At 63.1% G+C, this 23,833-nt stretch carries 21 protein-coding genes and 1 pseudogene; 10 read left to right on the top strand and 12 right to left on the bottom strand.

Going from position 1 to position 23,833, the window contains the following annotated elements; all coding sequences use genetic code 11:
* Positions 1-8 precede the first annotated feature (8 nt).
* A complete protein-coding gene (locus QCE63_RS16170; RefSeq protein WP_309812929.1) occupies positions 9-278 on the top strand; it encodes a DUF1488 family protein in 270 nt (89 codons plus the stop codon).
* 8 nt (positions 279-286) lie between these two features.
* Here the strand turns inward: QCE63_RS16170 and QCE63_RS16165 are convergent, their stop codons facing one another.
* Both QCE63_RS16165 and QCE63_RS16160 read right to left on the bottom strand, forming a co-directional pair.
* The gene (locus QCE63_RS16165) at positions 287-859 is read right to left on the bottom strand and encodes an FcoT family thioesterase (protein ID WP_309834377.1); all 573 of its coding nucleotides are present in this window, start codon (positions 857-859) and stop codon (positions 287-289) included.
* A 90-nt stretch (positions 860-949) separates the two neighbouring features.
* Entirely contained in the window at positions 950-1,333 is a 384-nt protein-coding gene (locus tag QCE63_RS16160) for a MarC family protein (RefSeq protein ID WP_309834375.1), read from the bottom strand.
* Between the two features lie 279 nt (positions 1,334-1,612).
* Between QCE63_RS16160 and QCE63_RS16155 the strand changes: the two genes are divergently transcribed.
* A complete protein-coding gene (locus QCE63_RS16155) occupies positions 1,613-2,377 on the top strand; it encodes a haloacid dehalogenase type II (protein ID WP_309834373.1) in 765 nt (254 codons plus the stop codon).
* A gap of 13 nt (positions 2,378-2,390) precedes the next feature.
* Here the strand turns inward: QCE63_RS16155 and QCE63_RS16150 are convergent, their stop codons facing one another.
* Positions 2,391-3,029, bottom strand: a complete 639-nt coding sequence (locus QCE63_RS16150; RefSeq protein WP_309834372.1) for a cysteine hydrolase — start codon at positions 3,027-3,029, stop codon at positions 2,391-2,393.
* A gap of 361 nt (positions 3,030-3,390) precedes the next feature.
* Here QCE63_RS16150 and QCE63_RS16145 point away from each other — a divergent pair, with 361 nt between their 5' ends.
* Genes QCE63_RS16145 through QCE63_RS16125 form a run of 5 tightly spaced genes read left to right on the top strand, consistent with a single transcriptional unit; the run spans position 3,391 to position 9,115 of the window.
* Complete coding sequence (locus QCE63_RS16145; protein WP_309834370.1) at positions 3,391-5,130, top strand: hypothetical protein; 1,740 nt, start codon at positions 3,391-3,393, stop codon at positions 5,128-5,130.
* Positions 5,127-7,076, top strand: a complete 1,950-nt coding sequence (locus QCE63_RS16140) for a sugar ABC transporter ATP-binding protein (RefSeq protein ID WP_309834369.1) — start codon at positions 5,127-5,129, stop codon at positions 7,074-7,076. The genes QCE63_RS16145 and QCE63_RS16140 overlap by 4 nt, the downstream gene beginning before the upstream one ends.
* On the top strand, positions 7,066-7,449 hold the full coding sequence (locus QCE63_RS16135) for a hypothetical protein (RefSeq protein WP_309834368.1): 384 nt from the start codon (positions 7,066-7,068) through the stop codon (positions 7,447-7,449). The genes QCE63_RS16140 and QCE63_RS16135 overlap by 11 nt, the downstream gene beginning before the upstream one ends.
* Positions 7,446-8,087: an ABC transporter permease gene (locus tag QCE63_RS16130; protein ID WP_309834366.1), complete on the top strand. Its 642-nt coding sequence runs from the start codon at positions 7,446-7,448 to the stop codon at positions 8,085-8,087. The genes QCE63_RS16135 and QCE63_RS16130 overlap by 4 nt, the downstream gene beginning before the upstream one ends.
* Before the next feature lie 59 nt (positions 8,088-8,146).
* Positions 8,147-9,115 carry a substrate-binding domain-containing protein gene (locus QCE63_RS16125; RefSeq protein WP_309834365.1) on the top strand — a complete coding sequence of 323 codons (969 nt, stop codon included), beginning with the start codon at positions 8,147-8,149 and terminating at the stop codon, positions 9,113-9,115.
* A gap of 24 nt (positions 9,116-9,139) precedes the next feature.
* Here the strand turns inward: QCE63_RS16125 and QCE63_RS16120 are convergent, their stop codons facing one another.
* On the bottom strand, positions 9,140-10,063 hold the full coding sequence (locus tag QCE63_RS16120; RefSeq protein WP_309834364.1) for a LysR family transcriptional regulator: 924 nt from the start codon (positions 10,061-10,063) through the stop codon (positions 9,140-9,142).
* Positions 10,064-10,226: 163 nt separating this feature from the next.
* Here QCE63_RS16120 and QCE63_RS16115 point away from each other — a divergent pair, with 163 nt between their 5' ends.
* Positions 10,227-11,402 carry an L-rhamnonate dehydratase gene (locus QCE63_RS16115; protein ID WP_309834362.1) on the top strand — a complete coding sequence of 392 codons (1,176 nt, stop codon included), beginning with the start codon at positions 10,227-10,229 and terminating at the stop codon, positions 11,400-11,402.
* 41 nt (positions 11,403-11,443) lie between these two features.
* Here QCE63_RS16115 and QCE63_RS16110 read toward each other — a convergent pair whose 3' ends face one another.
* From QCE63_RS16110 to QCE63_RS16090, 5 genes and pseudogenes are all read right to left on the bottom strand, one after another.
* The gene (locus QCE63_RS16110; protein WP_309834360.1) at positions 11,444-12,367 is read right to left on the bottom strand and encodes an NAD(P)-dependent oxidoreductase; all 924 of its coding nucleotides are present in this window, start codon (positions 12,365-12,367) and stop codon (positions 11,444-11,446) included.
* Positions 12,364-13,576 (bottom strand): annotated as a pseudogene (locus QCE63_RS16105) (alpha-hydroxy acid oxidase). The gene QCE63_RS16110 and the pseudogene QCE63_RS16105 overlap by 4 nt, the downstream one beginning before the upstream one ends.
* Positions 13,577-13,590: 14 nt before the next feature.
* Positions 13,591-14,886: an MFS transporter gene (locus tag QCE63_RS16100; protein ID WP_309834359.1), complete on the bottom strand. Its 1,296-nt coding sequence runs from the start codon at positions 14,884-14,886 to the stop codon at positions 13,591-13,593.
* Between the two features lie 68 nt (positions 14,887-14,954).
* Positions 14,955-15,878 (bottom strand): dihydrodipicolinate synthase family protein, encoded by a 924-nt coding sequence (locus tag QCE63_RS16095; RefSeq protein WP_309834357.1) that lies wholly within the window; start codon positions 15,876-15,878, stop codon positions 14,955-14,957.
* Positions 15,879-15,911: 33 nt separating this feature from the next.
* On the bottom strand, positions 15,912-17,486 hold the full coding sequence (locus QCE63_RS16090; protein WP_309834356.1) for an altronate dehydratase family protein: 1,575 nt from the start codon (positions 17,484-17,486) through the stop codon (positions 15,912-15,914).
* A gap of 152 nt (positions 17,487-17,638) precedes the next feature.
* On the opposite strand from QCE63_RS16090, the gene QCE63_RS16085 reads away from it, so the two are divergent.
* Positions 17,639-18,532 carry a LysR family transcriptional regulator gene (locus QCE63_RS16085; RefSeq protein ID WP_404990134.1) on the top strand — a complete coding sequence of 298 codons (894 nt, stop codon included), beginning with the start codon at positions 17,639-17,641 and terminating at the stop codon, positions 18,530-18,532.
* Positions 18,533-18,550: 18 nt separating this feature from the next.
* Here QCE63_RS16085 and QCE63_RS16080 read toward each other — a convergent pair whose 3' ends face one another.
* Positions 18,551-19,495, bottom strand: a complete 945-nt coding sequence (locus QCE63_RS16080; protein ID WP_309834353.1) for a LysR family transcriptional regulator — start codon at positions 19,493-19,495, stop codon at positions 18,551-18,553.
* 176 nt (positions 19,496-19,671) lie between these two features.
* Here QCE63_RS16080 and QCE63_RS16075 point away from each other — a divergent pair, with 176 nt between their 5' ends.
* A complete protein-coding gene (locus QCE63_RS16075) occupies positions 19,672-20,736 on the top strand; it encodes an Ldh family oxidoreductase (RefSeq protein WP_309834351.1) in 1,065 nt (354 codons plus the stop codon).
* Positions 20,737-20,777: 41 nt separating this feature from the next.
* Here the strand turns inward: QCE63_RS16075 and QCE63_RS16070 are convergent, their stop codons facing one another.
* Together QCE63_RS16070 and QCE63_RS16065 are read right to left on the bottom strand one after the other, a co-directional pair.
* Entirely contained in the window at positions 20,778-22,130 is a 1,353-nt protein-coding gene (locus QCE63_RS16070) for an MFS transporter (protein WP_309834348.1), read from the bottom strand.
* A gap of 202 nt (positions 22,131-22,332) precedes the next feature.
* Positions 22,333-23,478 carry a CotH kinase family protein gene (locus QCE63_RS16065; protein ID WP_309834346.1) on the bottom strand — a complete coding sequence of 382 codons (1,146 nt, stop codon included), beginning with the start codon at positions 23,476-23,478 and terminating at the stop codon, positions 22,333-22,335.
* Positions 23,479-23,833 lie beyond the last annotated feature (355 nt).

The following is a 23,833-nucleotide window of genomic DNA, read 5'->3' as shown; positions in this document are numbered from 1 at the left end:
AGGATGCAATGCTTGCACTGGAAGGTGGCCCGCGGTTCTTTGCCGAGGGGCGCCTCATCACTTTCACGCTGCGGTCGCGAGGCAAGGCCATTACCTGCGCGGTCACGCGCGACGCCCTGGAGCGACACTTCCTGCAGCGCCGGACTTCGGACGAGCGCACCTTGTTGTCGGTGTTCGAGCGCGGACTCAAGCGCATTCTGGAAGCCGCCGACAAGAAGAGCCGCGTGCTGCGCGGCTCGCGTATCCTGTTGACGGCGCATGACCTCGGCGAGGCATAGCGCCGGGTTCATCGTCGCATCACCGGAATGGCAAAGGTCGCGTGCCCGAAAAACGCAGGCGGCTTGTCCGGTGAACTTTCCGTATCGGTGAATTCGAATTCCGATGCCATGAACACCATCCCGGCATGCTTGCGCATCTTCGTGAACGAGAAGCGCATGACGACGTTCCGGCCATCGAGCGTGCGCCTGAACTGCGTTTTCACGGACGTGATGAACGTCCGCTTCAGCACATTCTCCTTGAAGCTCTGAAGATCCGCCGTGCCGATAGCCTCGCGAAAAGCATGAGGCGCATCATCGGTGACGAAGTCGGCTATCGTGAGAAACGCGATCTGATTCAGACAGAGTAGCGATTCCACCGCATTGAAATGGCCTGTCTGCGATCCATAGAACGTTTCGGGAACGCAGACTTCGGCAAACGCGACCAGTTCATGATCGAACGAGATATCCCGGAAAGCCCTTTCGATATACACGCACTCCGCCTTGTATGGCTCTAGAATCGCGTCTTTCAGGTGAGCCGGAATGCTTCGAAAGTTATTGGATTGAAAGAGTGCGGATCCCGTTTGTTTCAGTGGCGCGAGCATGATCTTTTCCTCGGGTCGAATGTCGTAGATTCACTGTACGGTGCGACAGTTAGCCCGGAATGATCGCTTCGCGTGCTTGCGCGCCGGACGTCAATGCAGCTTCAGGTTTTCGAGCAATCCGGACGCGCCGATCCACAAGAGCTGCACGCCGATGCAGAACAGGACAAACGCGAAGAGTCGCATTGCGATCTGAGTGCCCACTTTTCCCAGCAGCTTTTCCAGTCGCCCGCAATAGCGCACGCACAGGAAAATGCTCAAGCACAGCAGCACGAGGGCCACGCCTACACCGTCCAGGGGGTTCGATTGCAGGCCCGCGTGCGGCGATCCGGTGCCCAGTGCGATAGCCACCGCGATGGATCCGGGTCCGACGGTAATGGGCAGGATCAGCGGATAGCACGCCTTGGTGCGCAGCGATGCCGCCCGGTCGGCGGCCGGCGCGACCTCCTCCGCCGTGCTGTCCTCGCGTCGTGCCATTCGGCGCGACGGGCGCGCATGACATCGCGATTGCCGTCATAGACGTTCAGGGTCGGCACGAACGTATGCCCCAAAGATCAGATCAACCACGATGACCCATGGCATACCCACCGTTTCTTACAACGCTCCCTATGCTGATTGCCATGAATGAGTTGCAAATTATCCGGAGCCGGCGCGATCCCGTGCGCTGAATTCCTCTGCATAAATCCAGCTTAAATATTGGCTGCTAATCTGGGCGCCACATCTTGAAACCAGTCGACGACCCGCAGAGAGGGAAGCATGAATACGACCACCGCATCATCCCCGGCGACCCGTGCTTATTCGAAGCTTGATCCACGCAGCATCAAGGCCATCGCATTCGATATGCAAGGTACGCTGCTGGATTTCTACAGCACGATCGTCGAGGCGGGATCGAAGTTTTCAGTGAAGCACGCCACGGCCGCCGAATGGTCCGGCTTATTGGCGCATTGGCGCCACGCGTATCGCGTGCAGCTGGATCAGGTTATCGACGGAACGATAAGCTGGCGCTCGACCGATCAGATCTACCGTGAAACCTTGGATACGGCGCTACAAGCCTCGTCGTGGGAAGACGCATTGACGCCGCAGGATCGCACTGAACTGAGCGCGGCGTGGAGCAACCTGAAGCCTTGGCCGGACACGCGGCCGGGCCTTCTGCAATTGCGCGATCGATACACGCTTTCGACCCTGTCCAACGGTTCGATGTCGTCCCTCATCCACATCGTCAAGCAACGCGCCCTGCCCTTCGATTGCGTATTGACCGCCGAGCTGGTGCGCTCGTCCAAGCCCGATCCGAAGGTGTACGCGCTGGCGCAGCGATCCCTCGGTCTCGCCGCCGATGAGATATTGATGGTGGCCTGCCATAAGTACGATCTCGAGGCGGCGAAGGCTTTTGGCTTTCGTGTGGCTTTCATTCCCCGGCCGCTGGAATTCGGTCCTGACAGCAACCCGGATACACGCGATGAAACCTGCTTTGACGCGTTCGCTCCGAGCCTGACGGCGCTGGCGGAGCTTCTGAACCGCTGAATGGCAGAGACGCCTACTGCCCGAACCCGATCATGCGCGACCGGCTGAGCGTGACGTTCCTGCTCACGCCGGCCGGTGCATTGGCGAGCACCCAGGCGGCCGACAGTTCGCCGAACGGGTCCTTGCTCGACATGCCATCGGTCGGCACGACGACCTTGAAGCCACGCAGCGCGGCTTCGCTCGCGGTGTACAGCACCGCGCCGTGCGCCATCGTGCCGGTCACGATCACGGTCTGAATTCCTTTGGCCTTCAGCGCCGCTTCCAGATCCGTTCCGAAGAACTTGTCCACGCCGGACTGCACCACCGTTTCATCGCCGATAGCCGCGATGGCCGGCGGCACTGCCGCCATCGTGCCCGTGCTCGTCAGGCTATAGACGACCATCAGATTCGCGCGGCGTGCCTTCTTCAGCAGATCTTCAACATAGGGCAGCGAGGCCGCACATGTCGGACGCTCCTTGCTGTTGCAGGTACTGGTATCGAAATCCAGCAGCAGCAAGGCCGTGTGCGAAGGATCCGTCACGGTGAATGGCTTCAGCGGCGGCGGCGCCGGCATCTGCGTCGATTGCCATGAAGCGATGATGTCGGCCTGTGCCGCACCGTTGAAGGAAAAGAAAAGCCACAAGGCGCATAGCCCACTCAGCACGGCACGCATGAAGTCTCCAGGTCAGCAGAGTCGATGCATTCTACGCCTTTGAGCATATCCACCCATTGACACCGGCACCGTCACGTGGGCGTCACGCGATCTATAACTCCGGGTGATCGCCCTATGCCATTTATTCAATGGCGCGTTATCGCCATTTTTTGCACACTGCGGTTCTACAGCGTGGCCTGGCGTGGATCCAGAGGAGACGGATCGCTCCCGGCGCACCGGCAGCATCCCGCATTCGTGAACATAAAGCATCGGGCAAGCCGCAAAAGCCCGACATCAGAACGGACGACCAGGGGACATGGCCGTGATATCCGATCGCGAAACTCCTCCGCTTCAGCGCGAACTGCGGGCAGGCGCACTTGCCATGCGCCTCGAAGCCAACGGCTTGCGCGACATTCGTTTCGATGGCCACGAGATCGTCCGGGCCGTGTATTTCGCCATGCGCGACGAGAGCTGGCAGACGTTTGAAATTCGTGCACACTCGAATCAGGTCGCGTTGAGCGAAGACAGCTTTCATGTCGAGATAGAGGGCACCGCCGGGCCGAATGGCGGCGAACTGGCGGTGAAGCTTCAGATCGACGGCCGGTCCAGCGGTCAGCTCGTCTTCGGGGTCGAGGTCACCGTACAGGAAAGCGTCGCGACGAACCGCACCGGCATCGTGGTCCTGCATCCGCTTTCGCTTGCCGGCACTCCGGTCACCGTTACGGCTTCCGATGGCGGCACGCGCGCGGGCACGTTCCCCGAGTTGATCGACCCTTATCAGCCGTTCATGTCGTTCAATGGCTTGCGGCATGACGTGATGGACGCCGTATCGGTGGATCTCGTGCTGCGCGGCGACGTGTTCGAGATGGAAGACCAGCGCAACTGGTCCGACGCGTCGTTCAAGACCTATAGCCGTCCCATCGGGCTTCCGTGGCCTTACACGCTGGCAAAGGGCGAAGTGCTGACACAGTCGTTCACGCTCGAAGCTCGAAGCATCGGCGGGAATGCTGTGGCAACGGATGCGTCCACCCGCATCGCGGTAGGCAGCGCGAATGGCGCGTACATGCCGTTGCTCGGCCTGGGCATCGACCCGTCCGCGCCCGCCCATCAGGCGCAGCTCGTCGGACCGGACTATGTGGTTGCCCAAGTCCGCGCCGACGATCCGGAGATCGAGCGCACGTTCGCCCGGCTGGCTGCATTGAACGATGCTGAAGGCATCCCGGTCGTGCTCGAACTCGTGCTTCCCTGCGACAACGAACCGCGCCTTGAACTCGCGCGTGTGCGGGCATCGGCGGACGCTGCGCGCTTTGAGCCCGAAGCCATCATGCTGACGCCGGCGGTGGATCTCAAAGGCGTCCTGCCCGGTTCCGAGTGGCCGGCATGCCCTCCGCTCGGCGAACTGTATGCAGCCGCGCAGGCGTCGTTTGAAGCGGCCTTGATCGGCGGCGGCACGCTCGCGTTCTTCACTGAACTCAACCGGAAGCGGCCGGATACAGCGGCACTGGATTTCATCAGCTTCACGACCTGCCCCATCGTGCATGCGGCCGACGACATCTCCGTGATGCAGACCCTCGCCTGCCTGACGCACATTGCGCGCACCACGCATGCCCTGTTCGGCGACGTGCCGTTCTGGGTCGGGCCATCGAGCATCGGCGCGCGCATGAATCCCTATGGCGCGGGCACTGCGCCGAATCCGGCGCGTACAAAAATCGCGCTGACCCACGACGACGTCCGCCAGTTCGAACCCTTCGCCGCCGCGTGGGCGCTCGGCTACATCGCGGCGTTCGCGGCACACGGCGCGGCGCGCATGGCGCTTTCGGAACTGACGGGCCCGCGCGGCGTGACGATCGCGGACGCCGATGGCATCCGGCTGTCGCCGCTGGGCCATCTGCTCGCCGGGCTTGCGGGGTTCGCGCGTTGCCCCTTGCTCGATATCGATCTGGACGGCCTTGCCGGACGCGTGTCGGCCCTTGCGCTCATGAAGAATGGCCAGCGTCATGTATGGATCGCCAATCTCGACGCCGAGCCCGTGTCATGCACCATCGCGAGCGAGTCACCGCACGACACGCCAGTCGACCTCGACGCATACGGCATCGCTCACCTCGTGCTGGAGGCAGCGTGACGCCATCGACACCACCCGGCCACGCCACGCTCGCCGAACTGACGGGCATCACGAGGCAATTCGGCGTCGTCAAGGCGCTCAACGGCTGCAGCCTCACACTGCGGCGCGGCGAAGTGCATGCGCTGATCGGCGTCAATGGCGCGGGCAAGTCCACGCTGTCGCGCGTGGTGGCGGGGCATATCACCAAGTCTGCCGGAAGCTATCTCTTCAATGGCCGCGAAGCGCTCTTCACATCGCCGCGCCAGGCACTCGTGGCCGGCATCTCGATCGTGATGCAGGAAACCAGCATTGCGCCGGACATGACGGTGCTGGAGAACATTGCGCTAGCCGAGTTCGGCGCGCGCGGACGGGCCGACTGGCGCGCGATGGAACGCAAGGCCGCCGCCGCGCTCGACTTCATCGAGCAACCGCGCGCGCTGCTCGGCGCACGCGCGGGCAGTCTGTCGATCGCGCAGCGGCAGATTATCGAAATATGCAAGGCGCTGTACAACGACTCCGAGCTGATCATCTTCGACGAGCCGACTGCGTCGTTCTCGCCGCTCGAAGTCGAGCAGTTGTTCGCGGTGATGCGCCTCCTGCGCGCACGCGACAAGTCGCTGGTCTTCGTGTCGCACCGGCTGGAGGAGATTCTCGAGATCACGGATTTGATCACCGTCATGCGCGATGGCGGCACCGTTGCCGCCGGCATTCCCACTCACTCGATCACTTCGCGCGACCTCGTGCAACTGATGGTGGGACGCGACATCCAGAACGTCTACGACCGCGCACTCGCCACGACCACGACGGACCGTAGCCTCCAGCCCGCACTGACCGTGCGCCATCTCGCGGCCGCGCCGCGCGTGCACGATCTGTCGTTCACGCTGCATCGCGGGGAGATACTGGGTCTCGCGGGGCTGGTGGGCGCAGGACGCTCCGAAGCGCTCGAAGCCATCTTCGGCCTGAGCAGGATGCAGGGCGGCGAAGTGTTGCTGAACGGCCAGCCGCTGACAGTGCATTCGCCGGTCGATGCGATCCGCGCGGGACTCGGCATGATCGGCGAAGACCGGCGGCGACAGGGCATCGTGCCCGATCTCACGGTGGAAGAGAACCTGCTGCTCGCCCATCTTGGACGCAGCAAGACCGTGCATACCGATTACGGCAAGCAACGGACCCGCGTCGATGCGCTGTTGAAGGATCTGGACATGCCCGCGCACACGCGCGACGTTCCGATACTCGCGTTGAGCGGCGGCCAGCAACAGAAGGTGCTGCTCGCGCGCTGGCTGATGCTGGACCCTTCGGTGCTCTTGCTCGACGAGCCCACGCGCGGCGTCGACATCGGCGCGCGCAGCACGCTCTACCGGATCATTCGCAAGGTGGCGGCGAGCGGTGTCGGCGTGATCGTCGTGTCGTCGGACTTCGAGGAAGCGCTCGGCCTGTGCGACCGGATCGTCGTGATGAGCGACGGCGTCTCGGTCGCCGAAGTGCCGGCCAACGTGCTCGACCCGACCATCCTCACCATGCTCTCGATGCCGCGTTCCTCGGCGCGCCGGATGAAGCGCGTGCTGGAAGACGTATCGAAAGCGGTCGATGCCAGCGCGTTCTGGGTCCAGGTGGAAGGCGGCCGTGCGTTCTGCCTGGATCTTGCCGAGCCTCGCCCGCTGGCACTCGGCATTGCGCCTGACCGCTTTCCGCTGATCGAAGAGACCGCTATAAGCGCCCTGCTCGCGCCCGATGTGGCCGACGGCGTCGTGGTCCGCGATGCGGCCTTCACCTCGGTCAAGCATCGGCTCGCGAATGCATCGGGCCATGCGTTCGGCGAGATCGGCATCAGCATGCCCTCGCCCGGCGACGCAAGGCTCGAACAATGCGCTACGGAGATAGCCGAAGCGCTGCGCAGACACGATATCGCTCACATCCGGCTGAAGACGGACTCCGCAGGCCGCGAGGAGGCAACGCATGAACAGTAAAACGCTCATCAAGCCCGATGACAAGGGAGACGTCATGGTGACTCAGGCAGCGCCCACATGGCGCGCCACGCTCGGCAAGTTCCAGCTCGAAGTGCGCATGATGCTGCTGTTCGTGCTGCTGTGCGTGGTGCTCGGCGTCGTGTCCCCGCACTTCCTCTCGCTCGGCAACGTGCTCAACCTGATGGACCAGGCGGTCGTGACCGGCATCGCGGCGATCGGGCAGACCTTCGTGGTGCTGGTGGGCGGCATCGATCTGTCGGTGGGTTCGATTACCGGCGTGGGCGGCATCTTTCTCGGCCTCGCCATCACGTCGCTCGGCCTGCCGGTGATTCCCGCGATCCTGCTCGCCATCGCGGCGGACTGCTTGGATTGATCAATGGCCTGCTCGTTACGCGAGGACGCATCGCGCCCTTCATCGTCACGCTGGGCATGATGTCGATTGGCCGCTCCGTCGCCTTCGTGCTCACCAACGGCAACTCCATCTCGACGCTGCCCGACGCGCTCGCCACGCCATCGGCCGCGATGGTGTTCGGCCTGCCGGTCAACTTCATCCTGCTGATCGTGCTGTTCGCCGTCGCCTGGTATTACCTCACCTTCACCAAAGGCGGCCGCACCATCTACGCCATCGGCAGCAATCGCGAGGCAGCGCGTGCCGCAGGCCTGCGCGTCGACTTCTACAACGTGCTCGTGTATGTGCTGGCGGGCATGTTCGCAGCGGTCGCGGCGGTCATGCTGGCCTCGCGTCTCATGTCCATCGACCCGGTGGGAGGAACCGGCCTGGAACTGGATTCGATCGCGGCCGTCGTGATTGGCGGCGCCAGTCTGTTCGGCGGCCGCGGCTCGATGATCGGCACCTTCTTCGGTGTGCTCATTCTCGTGCTGATCCACAACGGCCTGAACCTGCTCAACGTCGGCCCCTACTGGCAAGGCAGCGCAGTGGGTGCGGTGATCATCGTCGCCGTGCTGGGCGAAAGGCTTCTGAGCAGCCGCTTCGGCAAGCAGACACGCTGAATGTGCATTCCGCTGTACCCCTTTTCCATCGACAACAATGCGAAAGCAGGAGACACACGATGCCCCTCTCATTCATCAAGCGAGTCCTGTGCGTGACCGCGTTCGGCCTCTCGGCGATGTCAGCCCATGCGCAGGATGCAAGCGTCAAGGGCAAGACCTTCGCCTACATCACGCCAGGACTCGACCTGCCGTTCTGGCGGCATATCGCGAAAGGCGTGGAGACCGGCATCACCAAGGAGGGCGGCACGGTCCTCACGCTCGACTCGCGCAACGATGCGTCCGCGCAGTTGAAGAACGCACAGGATGCGATCTCGAAGGGCGTGGCCGGCATCGTGCTTTCGCCGACGGACTCCTCGACCGCGCCCAGCGTGCTCGCGCTTGCCGCGCGGGCTCATGTGCCCGTCGTGATCGCCGATATCGGCACCAATGGCGGCACGTATGCCAGCTTCATCAGCTCCGACAACGAGAAAGGCGCCTATGAAACCGGGCAAAAAGTCGCGGCTGTGCTCAAAGCCAAGGGCTGGACGTCGGGCGGATACGGCATGATCACCGTGTCGCTGGCGCGAAAGAACGGCCAGTTGCGTTCCGCCGGTTTCCGCCGCGCGATGAAGGAAGCGGGCGTGTCCGAGCTGGGTCTCAACCAGTTGCAACGCTATACCAGCGAGGAATCGTTCAAGTACACGCAGGACATGATCACGGCGCACCCCGGCATGCACTGCCTGTTCGTGCAAGTGGACGTGGCGGCCCTCGGCAGCGCGAAGGCGATTCAATCCGCGCGCAAGGGCGATGACATCGTGCTCGGCGCGTTCGATGGCGTCGAGGACTTCATCGCCATGCTCAACGACGGACGCCTTGCCGCGTTCGGCATGCAGCAGCCCAACCTGATGGGCGAGAAGGCCGCCGCTGCGCTCGTGCAGGCCGTCAACGGCAAGACGCCGGAGAAGAGCATCGTGGTCCCGGTGATCGTCATCACGAAGGACAACCTTCAGGAGAACATGGCCGTGGTCAAGCAGACGGTCTCGTTCTGAAGGCGTCGGCAGGCGTCGGGGGCGTCATGCAACGGCGCGGATCGCGTCGATAGCAAGCTGCGTGGCCGGCCTGACCCGCCGGTTCTTCCGCAGGATCAGGCCGTATGGCGCGAGCCGGCCGCGCAACGGCGTGGAGAGCGGCGCGAGCAGTCCGAGCGCTTCGTAATACAGCGCGACCGAACTGGGCAGGACCGCGAGCATGTCGGCGTCGCGCAGCAGCGAGAGCGTGGTGAGAATTGACGAGGTTTCAACCATGCTGACCGGCATGCCGACGCGCGACTCGCGAAATGTCTGGTCGATGATCTGCCGCATGGGACTCGGATGCGGCTGGACGATCCACGGATAAGCAGCCAGCGACGCGAGCTTTGGCCGTGCGGCCTTGCGCGCCGGATGGTCGGGCCGCACCACGAGCGAGAGCGCTTCTTCGGACAGGATTTCGAAGCTCAGGTCCAGCGCGGGCACGCCGTCCGGAATGCGGCCGATCATCACGTCGAGCTGGTCTTGCTGTAGCGCCTGGATGAGGACGTCGCTGGTATCGATCTGAATGGTGATCTGCAAGCGCGGATGCGCTTCCTTCAATGACACGATGGCGCGCGTGAGCAGTTCCGGCGCGGGCGCCATGACCGCGCCGATCCGCACCTTGCCGACATCGCCTGCTTCGATGGCCGCCAGTTCTTCGCGCAGTTCGTCGAGGTCCTCGAAGACGACTCGCGCATAACGCATGACCGCTTCGCCATACACGGTGGCGTTCATGCCGCGCGCATGCCGCACGAAGAGTTGCGCGCCTACCGCGTCTTCCAGTTCGCGCAGCGCCTTGGTGGCGGCGGGCTGGGTCATCGCGAGTTCATCCGCGGCCCGGCGCAGCGAACCGGTGGCTGAGAGGGCAAGCATGAGTTGCAGGTGCCGCAAGCGAAGCCGCTTACGGATAGCGGAGGAAAGCGCGATCATCGATCCATAACCTCAACGAATAGCCCGATACGATTTATTCAGTGGTCGGTTATCGCGTAGTTTCGCACAATAGTTCGGCGAATCACATCTTCACAGAACGCTTCGCGCAGTCGCACCTGGGTGCGATTCTTTCAAGCAAAGGCATCTTCAAGGGGACAGCTTCATGAAAATCAAACACGTTCGCGCACGCGTCTTCGAGTGGAAAGGCAAGGTCCTTCCGCCGCAAGCGCACTTCTGTACCAATGCGGTGGACACGCTGTATGAACGCGGTGACGCGATGGGTTCATTCCGCTTTCACGGCTGGCTGGTGGTCGAGATCGAGTGCGACGACGGCACCATCGGCATCGGCAACTGCGCGCTGGCTCCGCGCATCGCGAAGCAGATCATCGACGAATATCTCGCCCCGATAGCCATAGGCGAAGACCCGTTCGACAACGAATATATCTGGCAGAAGATGTATCGGCGCACACTTGCATGGGGTCGCAAGGGTATCGGCATGGCCGCGATCTCCGCGATGGACATCGCGATCTGGGACATCATGGGAAAGGCCGTGGGCAAGCCGGTGTTCAAACTGCTCGGCGGACGCACCAAGGAAAAAATCTGGTGTTATGCCTCCAAGCTGTATAACAACGACGAACGCGATGCCTTTCTCGCCGAGGCGCAAAGTTATCTCGACCAGGGCTTCACCGCCATGAAGATGCGCTTCGGCTATGGACCGAAGGACGGGCCGAAGGGAATGGCGAAGAACATCGAGCAACTGCGGCTGCTGCGCGAACTCGCGGGCGATGACATCGACATCATGGTGGAGTGCTACATGGGCTGGACGCTGGAATACGCGCGGCGCATGCTGCCGCGTCTCGCGCCTTTCAATCCGCGCTGGATCGAGGAGCCCGTCATTGGCGACGATATCGAAGGCTATCGGGAACTGAAGAAGATGAACATCGTGCCGGTGTCCGGCGGCGAACACGAATTCACAAGCTATGGATTCAAGGACTTGCTCGAACGCCACGCGGTGGATGTGATCCAGTACGACACCAATCGTGTGGGCGGGATCACGGCTGCTCAAAAGATCAACGCGATGGCGGAAGCGTGGTCCGTTCCCGTGATTCCGCACGCGGGGCAGATGCATAACTATCACCTGACCCTGTCCAGCACGGCGAGTCCCATGTCCGAGTTCTTCCCGGTCCATGATGTCGAGGTCGGCAACGAACTGTTCTACTACATCTTCGAGGGCGAGCCGCAACCGGAGCAAGGCTTCCTGCAACTGTCCGATACGACGCCCGGACTGGGACTCACGCTGTCCGAGCGGTATCTGGAAGACTTTTCGATCATTGGCTGAGCGAGCAAAAGGCCGCCGGGTTGTGATGTCCGGCGGCAGCCCTACCGCAACCCATTCAACTCCCGCAACACATCGAACATGCGCGGCACGTAAGCATCGCCATGCCCGAGATTGGTCGCCAGCACATACATCTGCCGCACCGCTTCCGCGATCACTGCCGTCGACGATTGCGCCGACGCAAGCTGCGCATACGAGCGCATATCTTTCGCGGCATTGCGGATGGCGAACTGCTGACCGCTGTCATCGCCTTCGAGCAGATACGGCATGATGCGATCGAACGTCTTGCTATGCGCCCCGCTCAGACGGCAGACGGCCGCGAATTCATGCAGGTCGAGACCGGCCTTCGCCGCCGTGCCGAACGCTTCCGCGAGGATCGCGCCATTGGCTTGCGCAATGAAGTTATGAACCAGCTTCGCGCAATACCCCGCGCCGTGAGCGCCGAGATGATGCACGGTTTCCGCGTAGGCGGCCATCAACGGACGCACGCGGTCGAGCACGTCCGCCTCGCCGCCGACGAGAACATTCAGGCGACCTTCGCGCGCTTCCTTTGGCGTGCGGTTCACCGGCGCATCGAGAAAACATGCTCCCTTCTTCGCGAACGCCTCCGCGGCTTCCTTCGCGAACTCGGGATCCGACGTGCTGCTGTCGATGACGATCAACCCTTCATGCGCGCCCGCAAGCAGACCGTCCTCGCGAAACACGACGTCGCGCACTTGCGGCGTGCCGGTCACGCAGATAATGATGACATCGGCGTTGCGCGCAAGATTGGCCGCACTGTTGCTTTCGGTTGCGCCTTGCGCGACGAGCGCATCGATCGCCGTGCGGCTGCGATGCGCGAGCGCCGCCAGGCTGAACCCCTTGCCCAACACCTGGGCCGCAATGGCGCTGCCCATCAATCCCAATCCCACCATGCCGACGCGCTCGATGCGCGCGGCCGGTGTCGCCTCATGTCCGGTCAGGTTCATTGCAACTCCATCTCATGTGCCTGTTCCAACGCTGCTGCTCGCATGCTCCATTTCACATACTGCCGATCCAGTGCGCCGATGCTGCCGCAGCCCAGCAACCCGATGACGCGATCGACCTCGGTCATCAGTATCTCGATGGCGCGATCCACCCCAGCACGCCCGCCCGCCGCGAGTCCATACGTCGTCGCGCGGCCGACCAGCACCGCGTCCGCGCCGTACGCCATGGCCTTGACGATATCGCCGCCACGCCGGAAGCCGCCGTCGAGCATCACGGCGAGGCGTCCTTTCACGGCATCGACGACGTCGGGCAGCACATCCATCGCGGAGACAGCGCCGTCGAGTTGGCGTCCGCCATGATTCGACAGCACGATGCCATCCGCGCCCAGCGACGCCGCGCGCATTGCATCGTCCGGATGCAACAGCCCTTTCACAATGAGCCGTCCCGGCCAGCGATCACGCAGCCAGCGAATATCCTCCCAAGACAACGAAGGGTCCAGTTCTTTCGCCAGCGCCGATGCCGCGCCGCGCACGCTGTCCTGTCCTGGCGGCAGCAGATCGCCGAGATTGGCGAAGCGCGGCATGCCGCGCGGCCACAGCACGTCCATCATCCAGCGCGGATGCGCGAGTACATCGAGCGTGTTGCGCATGTCGAGCTTGAGCGGACGCGCATAGTTGCGCAGATCCCATTCGCGCTTGCCATAGATGGCGCTGTCGGTCGTCACCACGAGCGCTTCGACGCCCGCGCGTTGCGCGCGCTCCGCAAGCTTCGCCACGAAGTCCCGCGTGCGATACATGTAGACCTGCATCCACACGCGCCCGCCCGCGCGCTCGATCACGCGTTCGAGCGGCACCGTCGATGCATTGCTCAAGATGAACGGAATGCCCGCCGCAGCCGCCGCGCTCGCCAGCGCGATATCGCCTTCGTGTGACAACAAGCCGCTGAAACCCGTCGGCGCGATCATGAAGGGCGCCGCACTGCGCTTCCCGAAGAGGTGGATGCCGATATCGCGCTTCGAGACATCCACGAGCGAGCGCGGCCTGAACGCGATCTCCGCGAACACGTCGCGATTGCGCCGCAACGTGGCTTCCTCCTCCGCGCCGCCTTCCACATATTCGAAGCAGAAGTTCGGCACGCGCCGCCATCGCGCGCAAATCCTCGATACTGTGCGCGCGGCGCGGGTCGTTTCCAGAGTAAAGACGACGCTGCATGTTCTCGTCTGTCCTCACACCGGCAGCTTCTTCTGATAGTCGATCGCGAGCACCACGATCATCTGGAACACCGCGACGGCGACGAAGAACATCAGCGCGAGGAAGTACGAACCCGTCGTCTGCACAATATAGCCGATGAAGATCGGCACGAAGATGCCCGCGATATTGCCGACAAAATTCATAATGCCATTCAGCGTACCGGTGCGCGCGCGGGTAGCGAGCATCGCGGGCGTGGCCCAGTTGCAGCCGCCGCACCAGCGCAGGAAGAACAGCGCGACGCACAGCAGGCTGACCACGGCGAACGGTGAGCGCACGTTGGCGACGCCGAGCATGGACACGGCCACCGCGAACGCGCCGACCATCATCATGCTGCGATACACCAGATTGGAACTGCCGCCTGCTGCCTTCCACTTGTCGGCGAGCGATCCGGCGATCACTTCGCCGACGAAGCCCGCGAAGAAGATGATGAAGGTCGCGCCGCCGAGCGACTTCAGATCAAAGCCATGCGCCTTGTAGAGATAGGTCGGCAGCCAGGTCATCAGGCCGAAGAAGATCAGGTTCGTACACGTGTGGCTCGCGCACATTCCCCACACCGAACGGAATGTGAAGAACCGCAGCATCGAGCCGCCTGCCGCGGTCTTCGGCTCGCGTGCGTCCTCTTCAGCGTGCGCGCGCTCGATGTAGTCGATCTCCGCCTGACTGATGGACGGATGCTCGCGCGGCGTATTGCGGATGTACCACCATGCCCAGATGCCGCACAGAATCGTACCGACGCCCGCCACGACGAAGGCCGCGCGCCACGAGCCGAACCACGTCATCAGCGCGGCGACCACCACCGCGCCCACGCCTGAGCCCAGCGCGCTGCCTGCATCGACGATGGATGCGCCACGCGTCTTCTCGTTCTGCGTGAGCCAGAGCGCGTTGAGCTTGACGCCGCCCGGATAGATCGGCGCTTCCGTGATGCCAAGACCCAGACGCGTCAGCAGCAACGCGAACCAGCCCGTGCAGAGCGCGCCGAGCGCCTGGAACGCGCCCCAGCCGATGGTTGCCGCCGCAATCAACGCGCGCGGCTTGAGGCGGTCGGCAAGCATGCCCGAGGGCACTTGCATGAACAGATAGGTCCAGAAGAACGAGCTGAGAATGAGCCCTTGCCGCTCGGGCGAGAGATCGAATTCCGTGGCGATGGCCGGCATCGCAACGGACAGCGCCGCGCGATCGATATAGTTGATCGACACGAGCAGCAGCAAAAGAAGAAAGATCTTCCATCGCACGCTCGTCATTCTGGCGGTCTGTACACCGGACATGTCCATGTCCTGTCTCCTGTTTGTTCTTGTGAAGTAACGTGTAGCGGTGCGCCCGCAGTGCGGGCGGGAGAGGTTCAGCGGCCCCAGCGCAGCACGAGCGGATCCAGACGGCGCGCGACTTCGAGCAGGCCTTCACGGATCTTCGGATGCACGGGCGCCAGTGGATGACGCACGGCATCCGAGCCGATGACGCCGCCTTCCTTCATCAGGATCTTGCAGGCGGCCAGCCCGCATTGGCGATTTTCGTAGTTGATGAGCGGGAGCCATTGCTGATAGAGCGCGGCCGCCGTTTCGCGATCACCGCGAAAATGCGCATCGACGATCTTGCGAATGCCGTCCGGATAACCGCCGCCGGTCATGGAGCCGGTCGCGCCCGCATCGAGATCGGGCATCAGCGTAATGGCTTCCTCGCCGTCCCACGGACCGATCACGCTGTCGCCGCCCAGCTCGATAAGCTCGCGCAGCTTCGCCGCAGCCTGCGCCGTCTCGATCTTGAAGTACGACACGTGCTCGATCTCACGCGCCATGCGTGCAAGAAACGGCGCGGACAGCGGCGTGCCCGCGACGGGCGCGTCCTGGATCATGATCGGAATGCGGATCGCGTCCGACACCTTGCTGAAAAAGTCATAGATGCCCTTCTCGGTCACGCGGATGGTCGCGCCATGGTACGGCGGCATGATCATCACCATCGCCGCGCCCGCGTCTTCTGCGGCACGGCTGCGTTGCGCGCAGACGTCGCTGCTGAAGTGCGTCGTCGTGACGATGACCGGCACGCGGCCCGCAACGTGTTCGAGCACCGCGTGCATGACGGCGTCGCGTTCATTGTCGGTGAGGGCGAACTGCTCGGAGAAGTTCGCGAGAATGCTCAGGCCGTTCGACCCTGCATCGATCATGAAGTCGATGCAGCGCTTCTGGCCTTCGAGGTCGAGTGCGCCTGCGTCGTTGAAGATTGTCGGGACGACCGGAAAGACGCCGCGATAGTGGCTATCGTTTGACATGCTGTTGACGTGTAAGAGTGAAGTGAAAAGCGCTTACGTGATCGCGCCGATTTGCCAGGGCACGAATTCGTTCTGCCCGTAGCCGTGGATCTCGCTGCGCGTGCGTTTGCCGGAAGCGGCGTCGAGCATCATCTGGAATAGCTCCGCGCCCATCTGTTCGATGCTTTTCTCGCCGCTCAGAATGGGGCCGCAGTTCAGGTCGATGTCTTCCGCCTGACGGTTCCATAGCGCGTCGTTGGTGGCGATCTTGAGCGAGGGCGTCGGCGCGCAGCCGTATGCCGAACCGCGTCCCGTCGTGAAGCAGATCAGGTTGGCGCCGCCCGCAACTTGCCCGGTCGCGGAGATCGGGTCGTAGCCGGGCGTATCCATGAACACGAGGCCTTTCGCTTCGACGCGTTCGGCGTATTCATACACTTCGACGAGATTCGATTCGCCCGCTTTCGCAATGCCGCCGAGGGACTTTTCGAGGACCGTCGTCAGGCCGCCCGCCTTGTTGCCCGCCGAAGGATTGTTGTTCATCGCCGCGCGGTTGCGCGCGCAATAGTCTTCCCACCAGTGAATGCGCGCCACCAACTTCTCGCCCACTTCGCGACTCACCGCGCGGCGCGTCAGAAGATGTTCCGCGCCGTAGATCTCGGGCGTCTCCGAGAGAATCGCCGTGCCGCCGTTCGCGACCAGCAGATCGACTGCCGCGCCCAGCGCCGGATTGCCCGAGATGCCCGAGTAACCGTCCGAGCCGCCGCATTGCAGCCCGACGACGAGATGCGACGCCGGCACCGGCTGACGCGCCACGCGATTGGCTTCGGCCAGCATCGCCCGCACCCGTTCGATGCCGTGCGCGATCGTCTTCGCCGTGCCGCCCGTCTCCTGGATATTGAACGTCTGCAACGAAGGCGCTTCAACGAGCCCTTGCGTCTCCAGGAGCCGCGCAATCTGGTTGGTCTCGCAGCCCAGTCCGATCACGAGCACGCCCGCAAAGTTCGGATGCACCGCATAGCCGCCGAGCGTGCGCTGCAAGAGCGCGAGCCCTTCCCCTTCCGGGTCCACCGCGCAGCCCACGCCGTGCGTGAGGGCCACGACGCCGTCGACGTTCGGGAAGGCGGCAAGCGCATCGGGATGCGTGTCGCGGCGGAACTGATCAGCGATAGCCCGCGCCACCGTGGCGGAGCAGTTCACCGAGGTCAAGATGCCGATGTAGTTGCGCGTGGCGATGCGGCCATCGGCACGCACGATGCCGTCGAAGGTCGCGGGCGCGGCGGCGCGGGGTGTCGGGCGGGCGTCGGCGCAGAACGCATAATCGCGATCGAACTCGCCCATCGCGAGGTTATGGATATGAACGTGCTCGCCCGCCTCGATCGCGCGGCTCGCGAAGCCGATGATCTGGCCATAGCGCTTGACCGCCTCGCCCGCCGCGATACTGCGCGTCGCCACCTTGTGGCCCGGCGGAATCAGTCCGGATACGGCGATGTTCTCGGCAGGAAGACGCGTGCCGCCAATGAGCTGTTCCCGTGCGATGACGACGTCGTCGTCACGATGCAGGCGGATGACAAGGGGGCGTGTGGCGGTTTCAGTGAACGCGCCGCTGGAAGATACGTGGGTATCGTGCATTGAGCTGGCCCGTCTGGCGGGTCTCTGTGATTGTCTCCGGGGCTCAATATACGGGCGCGGTTCGGCCCCTGTATATTGAATTGTTTCCATCCCCCGATCACTTTTTCTACTCGCCGATGAAGACCGTCCAAATGCTGCTGTCGAGGTTGCGCATGAAGCAACTGCAACTCTTGATCGCGCTCGACGAACACAAGTCGCTGCACAAGGCGGCCGTCGTGCTGTCGATCACGCAATCGGCAGCCAGCAAGGCGCTGCATGAACTCGAAACCATGCTTGATGCAGCGCTCTTCGAACGCTCGGCCTCCGGCATGATTCCGAACGCTTACGGGCGGCGCGTCATCGACTATGCAAGGCTGCTGACGACGGACCTCACGCAGCTGTGCCACGACCTCACCGATATCAAGGCGGGGCGCGGCGGACGGCTTTCCATCGGCGCGATCATGGGCGCGATACCCGCGCACGTCGTGCCGGCGCTCGACGCGCTGCACGCGGAACGGCCGGACGTGACGATTGAAATCGTCGAGGACACGAGCGCGCGCATGTTGACGCAACTCGACGAAGGGCGGCTCGATCTGGTCATCGGGCGCTCGGCGGTCAGCGCGCAACCGGCGAAGTACCGCTATGTGAAGCTCGCCGACGAGCCCTTGTCCGTGGTGGTCGGTTATCGCTCGGCGCCCCGTTCGCGCAAGCCGCTCGACATGCACGACCTCGCGCATTGCCGATGGGTCACCTACCCGAGCAAGATGCCGCTGCGCGAACTGCTGGAGCGGGAGATGGATCTGGCCGGCATCGACATGCCGCCGAATACGGTTTCGACCGCCTCCACGTTCGTCACGGTCGCGCTGCTCAATCAGGGACGCGATCTCGCTTCGCTTTTGCCGACTGATATCGCCGAGATGTTCGCGCGCCACAAGATGCTGAGCATCCTGCCGATTGCGTTGCGTTCGCCGTCGCAGACCTTCGGCATTGTCACGCGGCGCGGCAGCGTGCTTTCGCCTATTGCAGCGCGGCTCATCGAATTGCTGAGGGAGGGGACGCGGGATTGAGCGAACTGGTGTCCGGCTCTAGCACTGCGCCGCGATGCCCAGCACAATCGCAACGAATTCCTCCGCCGCCTGCGAGCTGGTTTCTTCCTTTCGGGTCAGGACACTGTAGTTCGACATCGTCCGCCGGATGGGCACATCGAGATAACCCAGCAACCCATGCTTCACATACTTGTCCATCGCCGCCTGCGGCTGAAGGGAGATCATGTCGGTGGCTTGCAGCAGTTCCAGCGTCGAAAAGATCGACGGCGTTTCCACGATCCCCACCGGCGGCAGCAAGCCTGTCGCCGCGAACGTCTCTTCGAACAGCAGCCGCATGGCGGTGCCTTGCGGGTACAGGATCCAGGGCCATTCGCCCAGATCGGCAATCTCCATGCGCCGCCGCTTCAGCAACGGATGATGCCGTCCGACCACCACACGCGCCGGCTCGGCCAGCAGATCGACCACATGGAAAAGCGCCTGATGGCGCGGCTCGGTCGGCCGCCCGATCATGACGTCGAGCCGTCTTTCCTCGAGCCATGTGGCGAGTTGATCGCTGCTTTGCTCGACCAGTCTGATGATGAGTCTCGGCCGCCTGCGCTGAATCTCCTTGATCGCAGCCGTCACGAGTTGAGCGGCGGACGCCGGAATGAAGCCCACCGTGAGATGACCATAACCGCCGTTCTTCAACGTCGCGAACTCGTTCGAGAACTTGCCGAGATTGGACAGCGTCGCTGTGGCATAGCGCACCGAGAGCGAACCCAGGTCTGTGGGACGCATCTCGCGCGGCAGCCGGTCGAACAGCGGCGCGCCGAACAGCGCCTCGAGGTCGCTGAGGATCTTGGTCGCGGCAGGCTGGGTGATATGCATCTGCTCGGCCGCGATGCGCAGGTTGCGCGTGCGTCCGAGCAGTTCCAGCAACTGGAGATGCCTGAAGCGCAGCTTGGGCAGCACTTGCGCAGCGGACAGCGTGGAATCTTGCGGCATAAGTGTAAGACCTAGGAAGGGAAACGCCGACTCATAACCAGATGGAATTGATTTTACGCAATTCGCGATTGGACCTTGATCGAAAGCCCAAAGGACAATTCAGACCGGCCTTCCGCAATCAATCAAGCGGCAGTCTTCGAACAATCGCTTCAATCACTCTGACGGACACAATCAAGATGAATGCACGAGTCCGATATCGCGCCGATGCATTGCAGGACTTCGCACGGCGCCTGCTGGTCAAGGCCGGGATGGAAGAAGTCAAGGCGCAAGCGGTCGCGCAGACGCTGCTGGACGGCGACCTGATGGGACACGACACACATGGCCTCGCCTTGCTGCCGGGCTATGTCGGCGAAATCGAGCGCGGCACGATGACCTGCTCCGGCGCACCCGAGGTCATATCGGAGCGCGGCGCGAGCCTGCTATGGGATGGCCGGCGTCTTCCCGGTCCCTGGCTGGTGCTGAGCGGCATCGATGCACTGGTGCCGAAGGCGCGCGAACATGGCAGCGCGACGCTGGTAATCCGGCGCAGCCACCATATTGCATGCCTGGCAAGTTATCTGGAGAAGGCCACGGCCGAAGGCTTCCTGATCGTGCTCAGCAGTTCGGATCCCGCCGTGCAGAGCGTGGCCCCTCACGGCGGCACGCGCTCGGTCTTCACGCCCAATCCAATCGCTGCAGGCATTCCCACTTCGGGCACGCCGTTCCTGATCGACATCTCGGCATCGACCGTGACGAACGGCATGACCGCGCGCCAGCACAAGGCCGGACAAGTCTTCGAAGAGGCGTGCTTTCTCGATGCGGAGGGACATCCGAGCGGCGATCCTGGCGTGCTGTCCGCCGATCCGCCGGGCTCCATTCTTCCGGTCGGCGGCATGACGTACGGACACAAGGGCTTTGGGCTCGCGCTGCTGATCGAGGCAATGACGGGGGGGCTGGCAGGTCACGGCCGGGCCGATCCCGCCGATGGCTGGGGCGCCACCGTCTTCCTGTCGCTGTATGATCCGGCGGCGTTCGGCGGCCCCGCTGCATTCGCGCGGCAGATGGACTGGATTGGTGAAGCGTGCCGGGATAACCCGCCGCGTCCCGGCACGTCGAGCGTGCGTATGCCGGGCGATCGCGGGCTTGCCCTCAAGCGCGAGCAACTGCGCGACGGGGTGGCATTGCATCCGACCATCGCACCGGCGCTCGCGGCCTGCGCGCAGCGCTACGATATCGGGCTTCCGGAAGTGCTTTCTGAGTGAAGGCAAGCGAGAGCCCAAGGCTCTCGCTTGTTGCATTGACGTTATGCGTCCCGGCTGAGCGCAGCCGGAGGGATCGGGCCGCGAACCAGCACCCAGTACCCGATGACCGCAACCGCCGCCACGCCCGCGCCAACGAACAGCGCGGGCTGGAACGAGTGCGACTGCTGCACGATGAAGCCCGTGACCACCGGCGCCAGCGCGCCACCGAAGTAGCCGCCGAAGTTCTGCATCGCGCCGATGGACGCGGTGCAGTTGGCGGGCGCCGCCACCGATGCCGTCGCCCAGGCCGCGCTGCTCGACACGTACAGCAGCAACATCGAGATCGAGATGAAGACCACTGCAAGCGTCGCGCTGTGCGTGAGACCGGTCAGGAGCGTGAACACCGCGACGCCGACCAGCGAAGCCGCCATCGGATACTTGCGGCTGTTGATCGCCGAGACGCCCCGGCGTGCGAGCACGTCGCAGATCTTACCGCCGGACAGGCTGCCCACCACGCCGAACAGATAAGGCACTGCCGCGACCCATCCGGATTTGGAGATGGTCAGGTGAAACTCCATTTGCAGGTAAGTCGGCAGCCACGCGTTGTAGAGCCACAGCACGTAGATGGTGCCGAAGAAGCCGAGCAGCATGCCCCACGTGGTGCTGAATTCGAACAGGCGACGCCAGTCGCTCCAGGTCGGACGCGTCTGTGACTCGCCTTCGACGTCGGTCAGATAGGCGCGCTCGCTGTGGGTCAGGTCGACTTGTCGCGGATCGCGATGCACGAGATAGAAGCACAGCGCCACGACCAAACCGGCGATCCCCATGATGCCGAACATCCAGCGCCATCCGACGGTCAGCATGACCACCGTCAGGAGCGGCGCGGAGATCGCGGTGCCGAGCGTCGATGAGCTGTTCCAGATGCCGGTCGCGGCGCCGCGTTCCTTCTTGCCGAACCAGTCGCGCACGACCTTGGCGCTCGTCGGAAACTGCGGCGCCTCGCCGACGCCGAGCACCATGCGCGCAGCGAAGAACTGGCCGAAGCTGGTTACAACCCCGCCGAAAGCTTGCGCCACCGACCACGTCGCGAGACTGACGGCGAGCATGACGCGCGCGCCGAAGCGATCGACCAGTGCGCCGGCCGGCAATTGCGCAAACGCATAGGCCCACAGAAACGCCGAAAGCAGCAAGCCCATTTCACCGACCGACAATCCCAAATCCTGGCGAATAAGCGGATTGGCGATGGACAGGGTCGCACGATCGATGTAATTGATGACCCCGCTCAGCAGCAGCAGCGCCAGCGCAGTGCGTTGAATGCGCTTTATCCGGGGTGAGGCCTGATCGCTGGAAGCGAGGTTATGGACGCCGCCGGCGTCCGACTCCGGCACGCGCGGCGCCGTGGAGGATTGCTCCATGGGAATGTCTCCTGGATGTTTTGTTCTAATCGGCGAGGCCGTTTTATCGATCCGCACGCGCGCATTGCGGCATTGGACTGACGCACAATAGGTCCGCGACCGTTAGAAATCCAATCAATATTCCTCGCGAAGCAATTCCATTTGTTTATCGCGAACTAGGGGCAAACCCGAGCGCGCCTGGCGCTCGGGTCCGCATGCCCTGTCAGAGGTTCTCCTCCAGCCAGGTCGTGCGTTGCTGAAGCCAGTTCTTCACGTAGTCGATCTCGCCTTGATAAGAGCCCGTCACAACCGGATTCGGCCACACTGACTGGTCGAGAATCGGCCAGCGCTGGAAGTTGCGCGCCTCGCCTCCGCTCGATACCAGCGCGGCCGCGCTCGTGTCGAAATACGCGGGCAAGGTATCGATCTGCGCGGCCTTCGTTGCCACCCATTTGGCCCGCACGCGCGTCTCGAAGGTGGGATCCACGCTCTTCATGCGCGAGATCCACTTGTTGTCCGCGATCCACCATCCGAGCGGATATTGCGCGCCCGAATAATTGACGTTACCGGCGCCGATATCGAAATCCCAGAGCGGACCGTATTTCAACTTGCCGCCCACCTCCTTGTAGAGATAAATGCTCGCATAGCCTTGTGCATCCTGGTTCTTGAACAGCTCATTCACGAGATACCAGTTGATCAGCGAGGTGACGTCGAAGTACTTTTCATAGCCGGAAGCGGAATCCGTCGCGGCGTCGGAGAACAACGCATCTTCTGCCGCCTGCACGTACTGCTTGATGTACGCCGCCTGTGCATCCGACGCCGGCGACGGCGTATCGATACAGAGAGGCACGCCATGCGTCGTGGTCCAGCACGAGTCGCCATCCAGACGCTCGTTGATCTCCAGAATGAAGCCGGTGTTCTCCGGGGCCACAGTGTTATCGGTGTCGGCAATGTTGACGCGGTTCTTGTCCACGCGCACTGATTCAACCAGGTCGTACACACCGAGGTATTCGCCGTTCAGCGTCACTTCAACAGGCAGATCGCGCGGCGTCCAGTCCATGCCGAGCCGCTTGCCCAGCTCGAAGGCGGCGCGATTGCGCAACAAGGTCTTGTCGGAGTAGTTCGCCAGCAGCACCCAGTTCTTGTCCTTGGGCAAGCCGAGCAAGCCAGCCTTCTCGTCGAGCTTGATCTTGTACGGCTTCTTCGGCATGTCCCATGTGCTATGCCCGCGTCCGCGAATCGATGCCCTTCCGGAATAAGCGTAGTTGCTGTCGGTCTGCGCGATGCTGATCGTCGCGCCCACATAGTTGACCTTGTCGGCGATGGGTGCGGCGCCGTCCGTCGTGATGCTTACTTTGGCAGGCAGCAAGGTGTTGCCGATAGCGGCGGGAGCCGATGCGCCGTTATCCGCGGTGGCAGGGGCGGATGCGCCAGGATCGGCGGCTGCCGGCGTCGAAGCGCCGTTATCCGCAGGCGGTGTCGATGATCCGGAGCCGGTCGCCTGCTGGTTATCCGGCGCGGTACTTCCTCCTTGAGCAGGTACCGATGCTTCAGGCGTTTCACTCGCTGAACTCGTCGGCGATCCGCTTGCGCTGGTTGCGGGTGTCGATGAACCGTCGCTGCCTCCACCGCCTCCGCAAGCAACGAGAAGTACCGATAAAAGCATGGAAGCGGCAGTCGAAGCCAAATGCTGTTTGCGCGTTCGGGTCTGTGTGTCCGGTAAC

Origin of the sequence: Caballeronia sp. LZ065, assembly GCF_031450975.1 — a bacterium.
Taxonomy (GTDB): domain Bacteria; phylum Pseudomonadota; class Gammaproteobacteria; order Burkholderiales; family Burkholderiaceae; genus Caballeronia.
The sequence above is the reverse complement of the archived record's forward strand: the minus strand, read 5'-3'. Positions and strand labels throughout refer to the sequence as shown.

Excerpts from the sequence above, each read along its gene's own strand:
- QCE63_RS16170 (WP_309812929.1), top strand. The coding sequence starts at position 9 with ATGCTTGCACTGGAAGGTGGCCCGCGGTTCTTTGCCGAGGGGCGCCTC.
- QCE63_RS16165 (WP_309834377.1), bottom strand. The coding sequence starts at position 859 with ATGCTCGCGCCACTGAAACAAACGGGATCCGCACTCTTTCAATCCAAT.
- QCE63_RS16160 (WP_309834375.1), bottom strand. The coding sequence starts at position 1,333 with ATGGCACGACGCGAGGACAGCACGGCGGAGGAGGTCGCGCCGGCCGCC.
- QCE63_RS16155 (WP_309834373.1), top strand. The coding sequence starts at position 1,613 with ATGAATACGACCACCGCATCATCCCCGGCGACCCGTGCTTATTCGAAG.
- QCE63_RS16150 (WP_309834372.1), bottom strand. The coding sequence starts at position 3,029 with ATGCGTGCCGTGCTGAGTGGGCTATGCGCCTTGTGGCTTTTCTTTTCC.
- QCE63_RS16145 (WP_309834370.1), top strand. The coding sequence starts at position 3,391 with ATGCGCCTCGAAGCCAACGGCTTGCGCGACATTCGTTTCGATGGCCAC.
- QCE63_RS16135 (WP_309834368.1), top strand. The coding sequence starts at position 7,066 with ATGAACAGTAAAACGCTCATCAAGCCCGATGACAAGGGAGACGTCATG.
- QCE63_RS16125 (WP_309834365.1), top strand. The coding sequence starts at position 8,147 with ATGCCCCTCTCATTCATCAAGCGAGTCCTGTGCGTGACCGCGTTCGGC.
- QCE63_RS16120 (WP_309834364.1), bottom strand. The coding sequence starts at position 10,063 with ATGATCGCGCTTTCCTCCGCTATCCGTAAGCGGCTTCGCTTGCGGCAC.
- QCE63_RS16115 (WP_309834362.1), top strand. The coding sequence starts at position 10,227 with ATGAAAATCAAACACGTTCGCGCACGCGTCTTCGAGTGGAAAGGCAAG.
- QCE63_RS16110 (WP_309834360.1), bottom strand. The coding sequence starts at position 12,367 with ATGAACCTGACCGGACATGAGGCGACACCGGCCGCGCGCATCGAGCGC.
- QCE63_RS16100 (WP_309834359.1), bottom strand. The coding sequence starts at position 14,886 with ATGGACATGTCCGGTGTACAGACCGCCAGAATGACGAGCGTGCGATGG.
- QCE63_RS16095 (WP_309834357.1), bottom strand. The coding sequence starts at position 15,878 with ATGTCAAACGATAGCCACTATCGCGGCGTCTTTCCGGTCGTCCCGACA.
- QCE63_RS16090 (WP_309834356.1), bottom strand. The coding sequence starts at position 17,486 with ATGCACGATACCCACGTATCTTCCAGCGGCGCGTTCACTGAAACCGCC.
- QCE63_RS16085 (WP_404990134.1), top strand. The coding sequence starts at position 17,639 with ATGAAGCAACTGCAACTCTTGATCGCGCTCGACGAACACAAGTCGCTG.
- QCE63_RS16080 (WP_309834353.1), bottom strand. The coding sequence starts at position 19,495 with ATGCCGCAAGATTCCACGCTGTCCGCTGCGCAAGTGCTGCCCAAGCTG.
- QCE63_RS16075 (WP_309834351.1), top strand. The coding sequence starts at position 19,672 with ATGAATGCACGAGTCCGATATCGCGCCGATGCATTGCAGGACTTCGCA.
- QCE63_RS16070 (WP_309834348.1), bottom strand. The coding sequence starts at position 22,130 with ATGGAGCAATCCTCCACGGCGCCGCGCGTGCCGGAGTCGGACGCCGGC.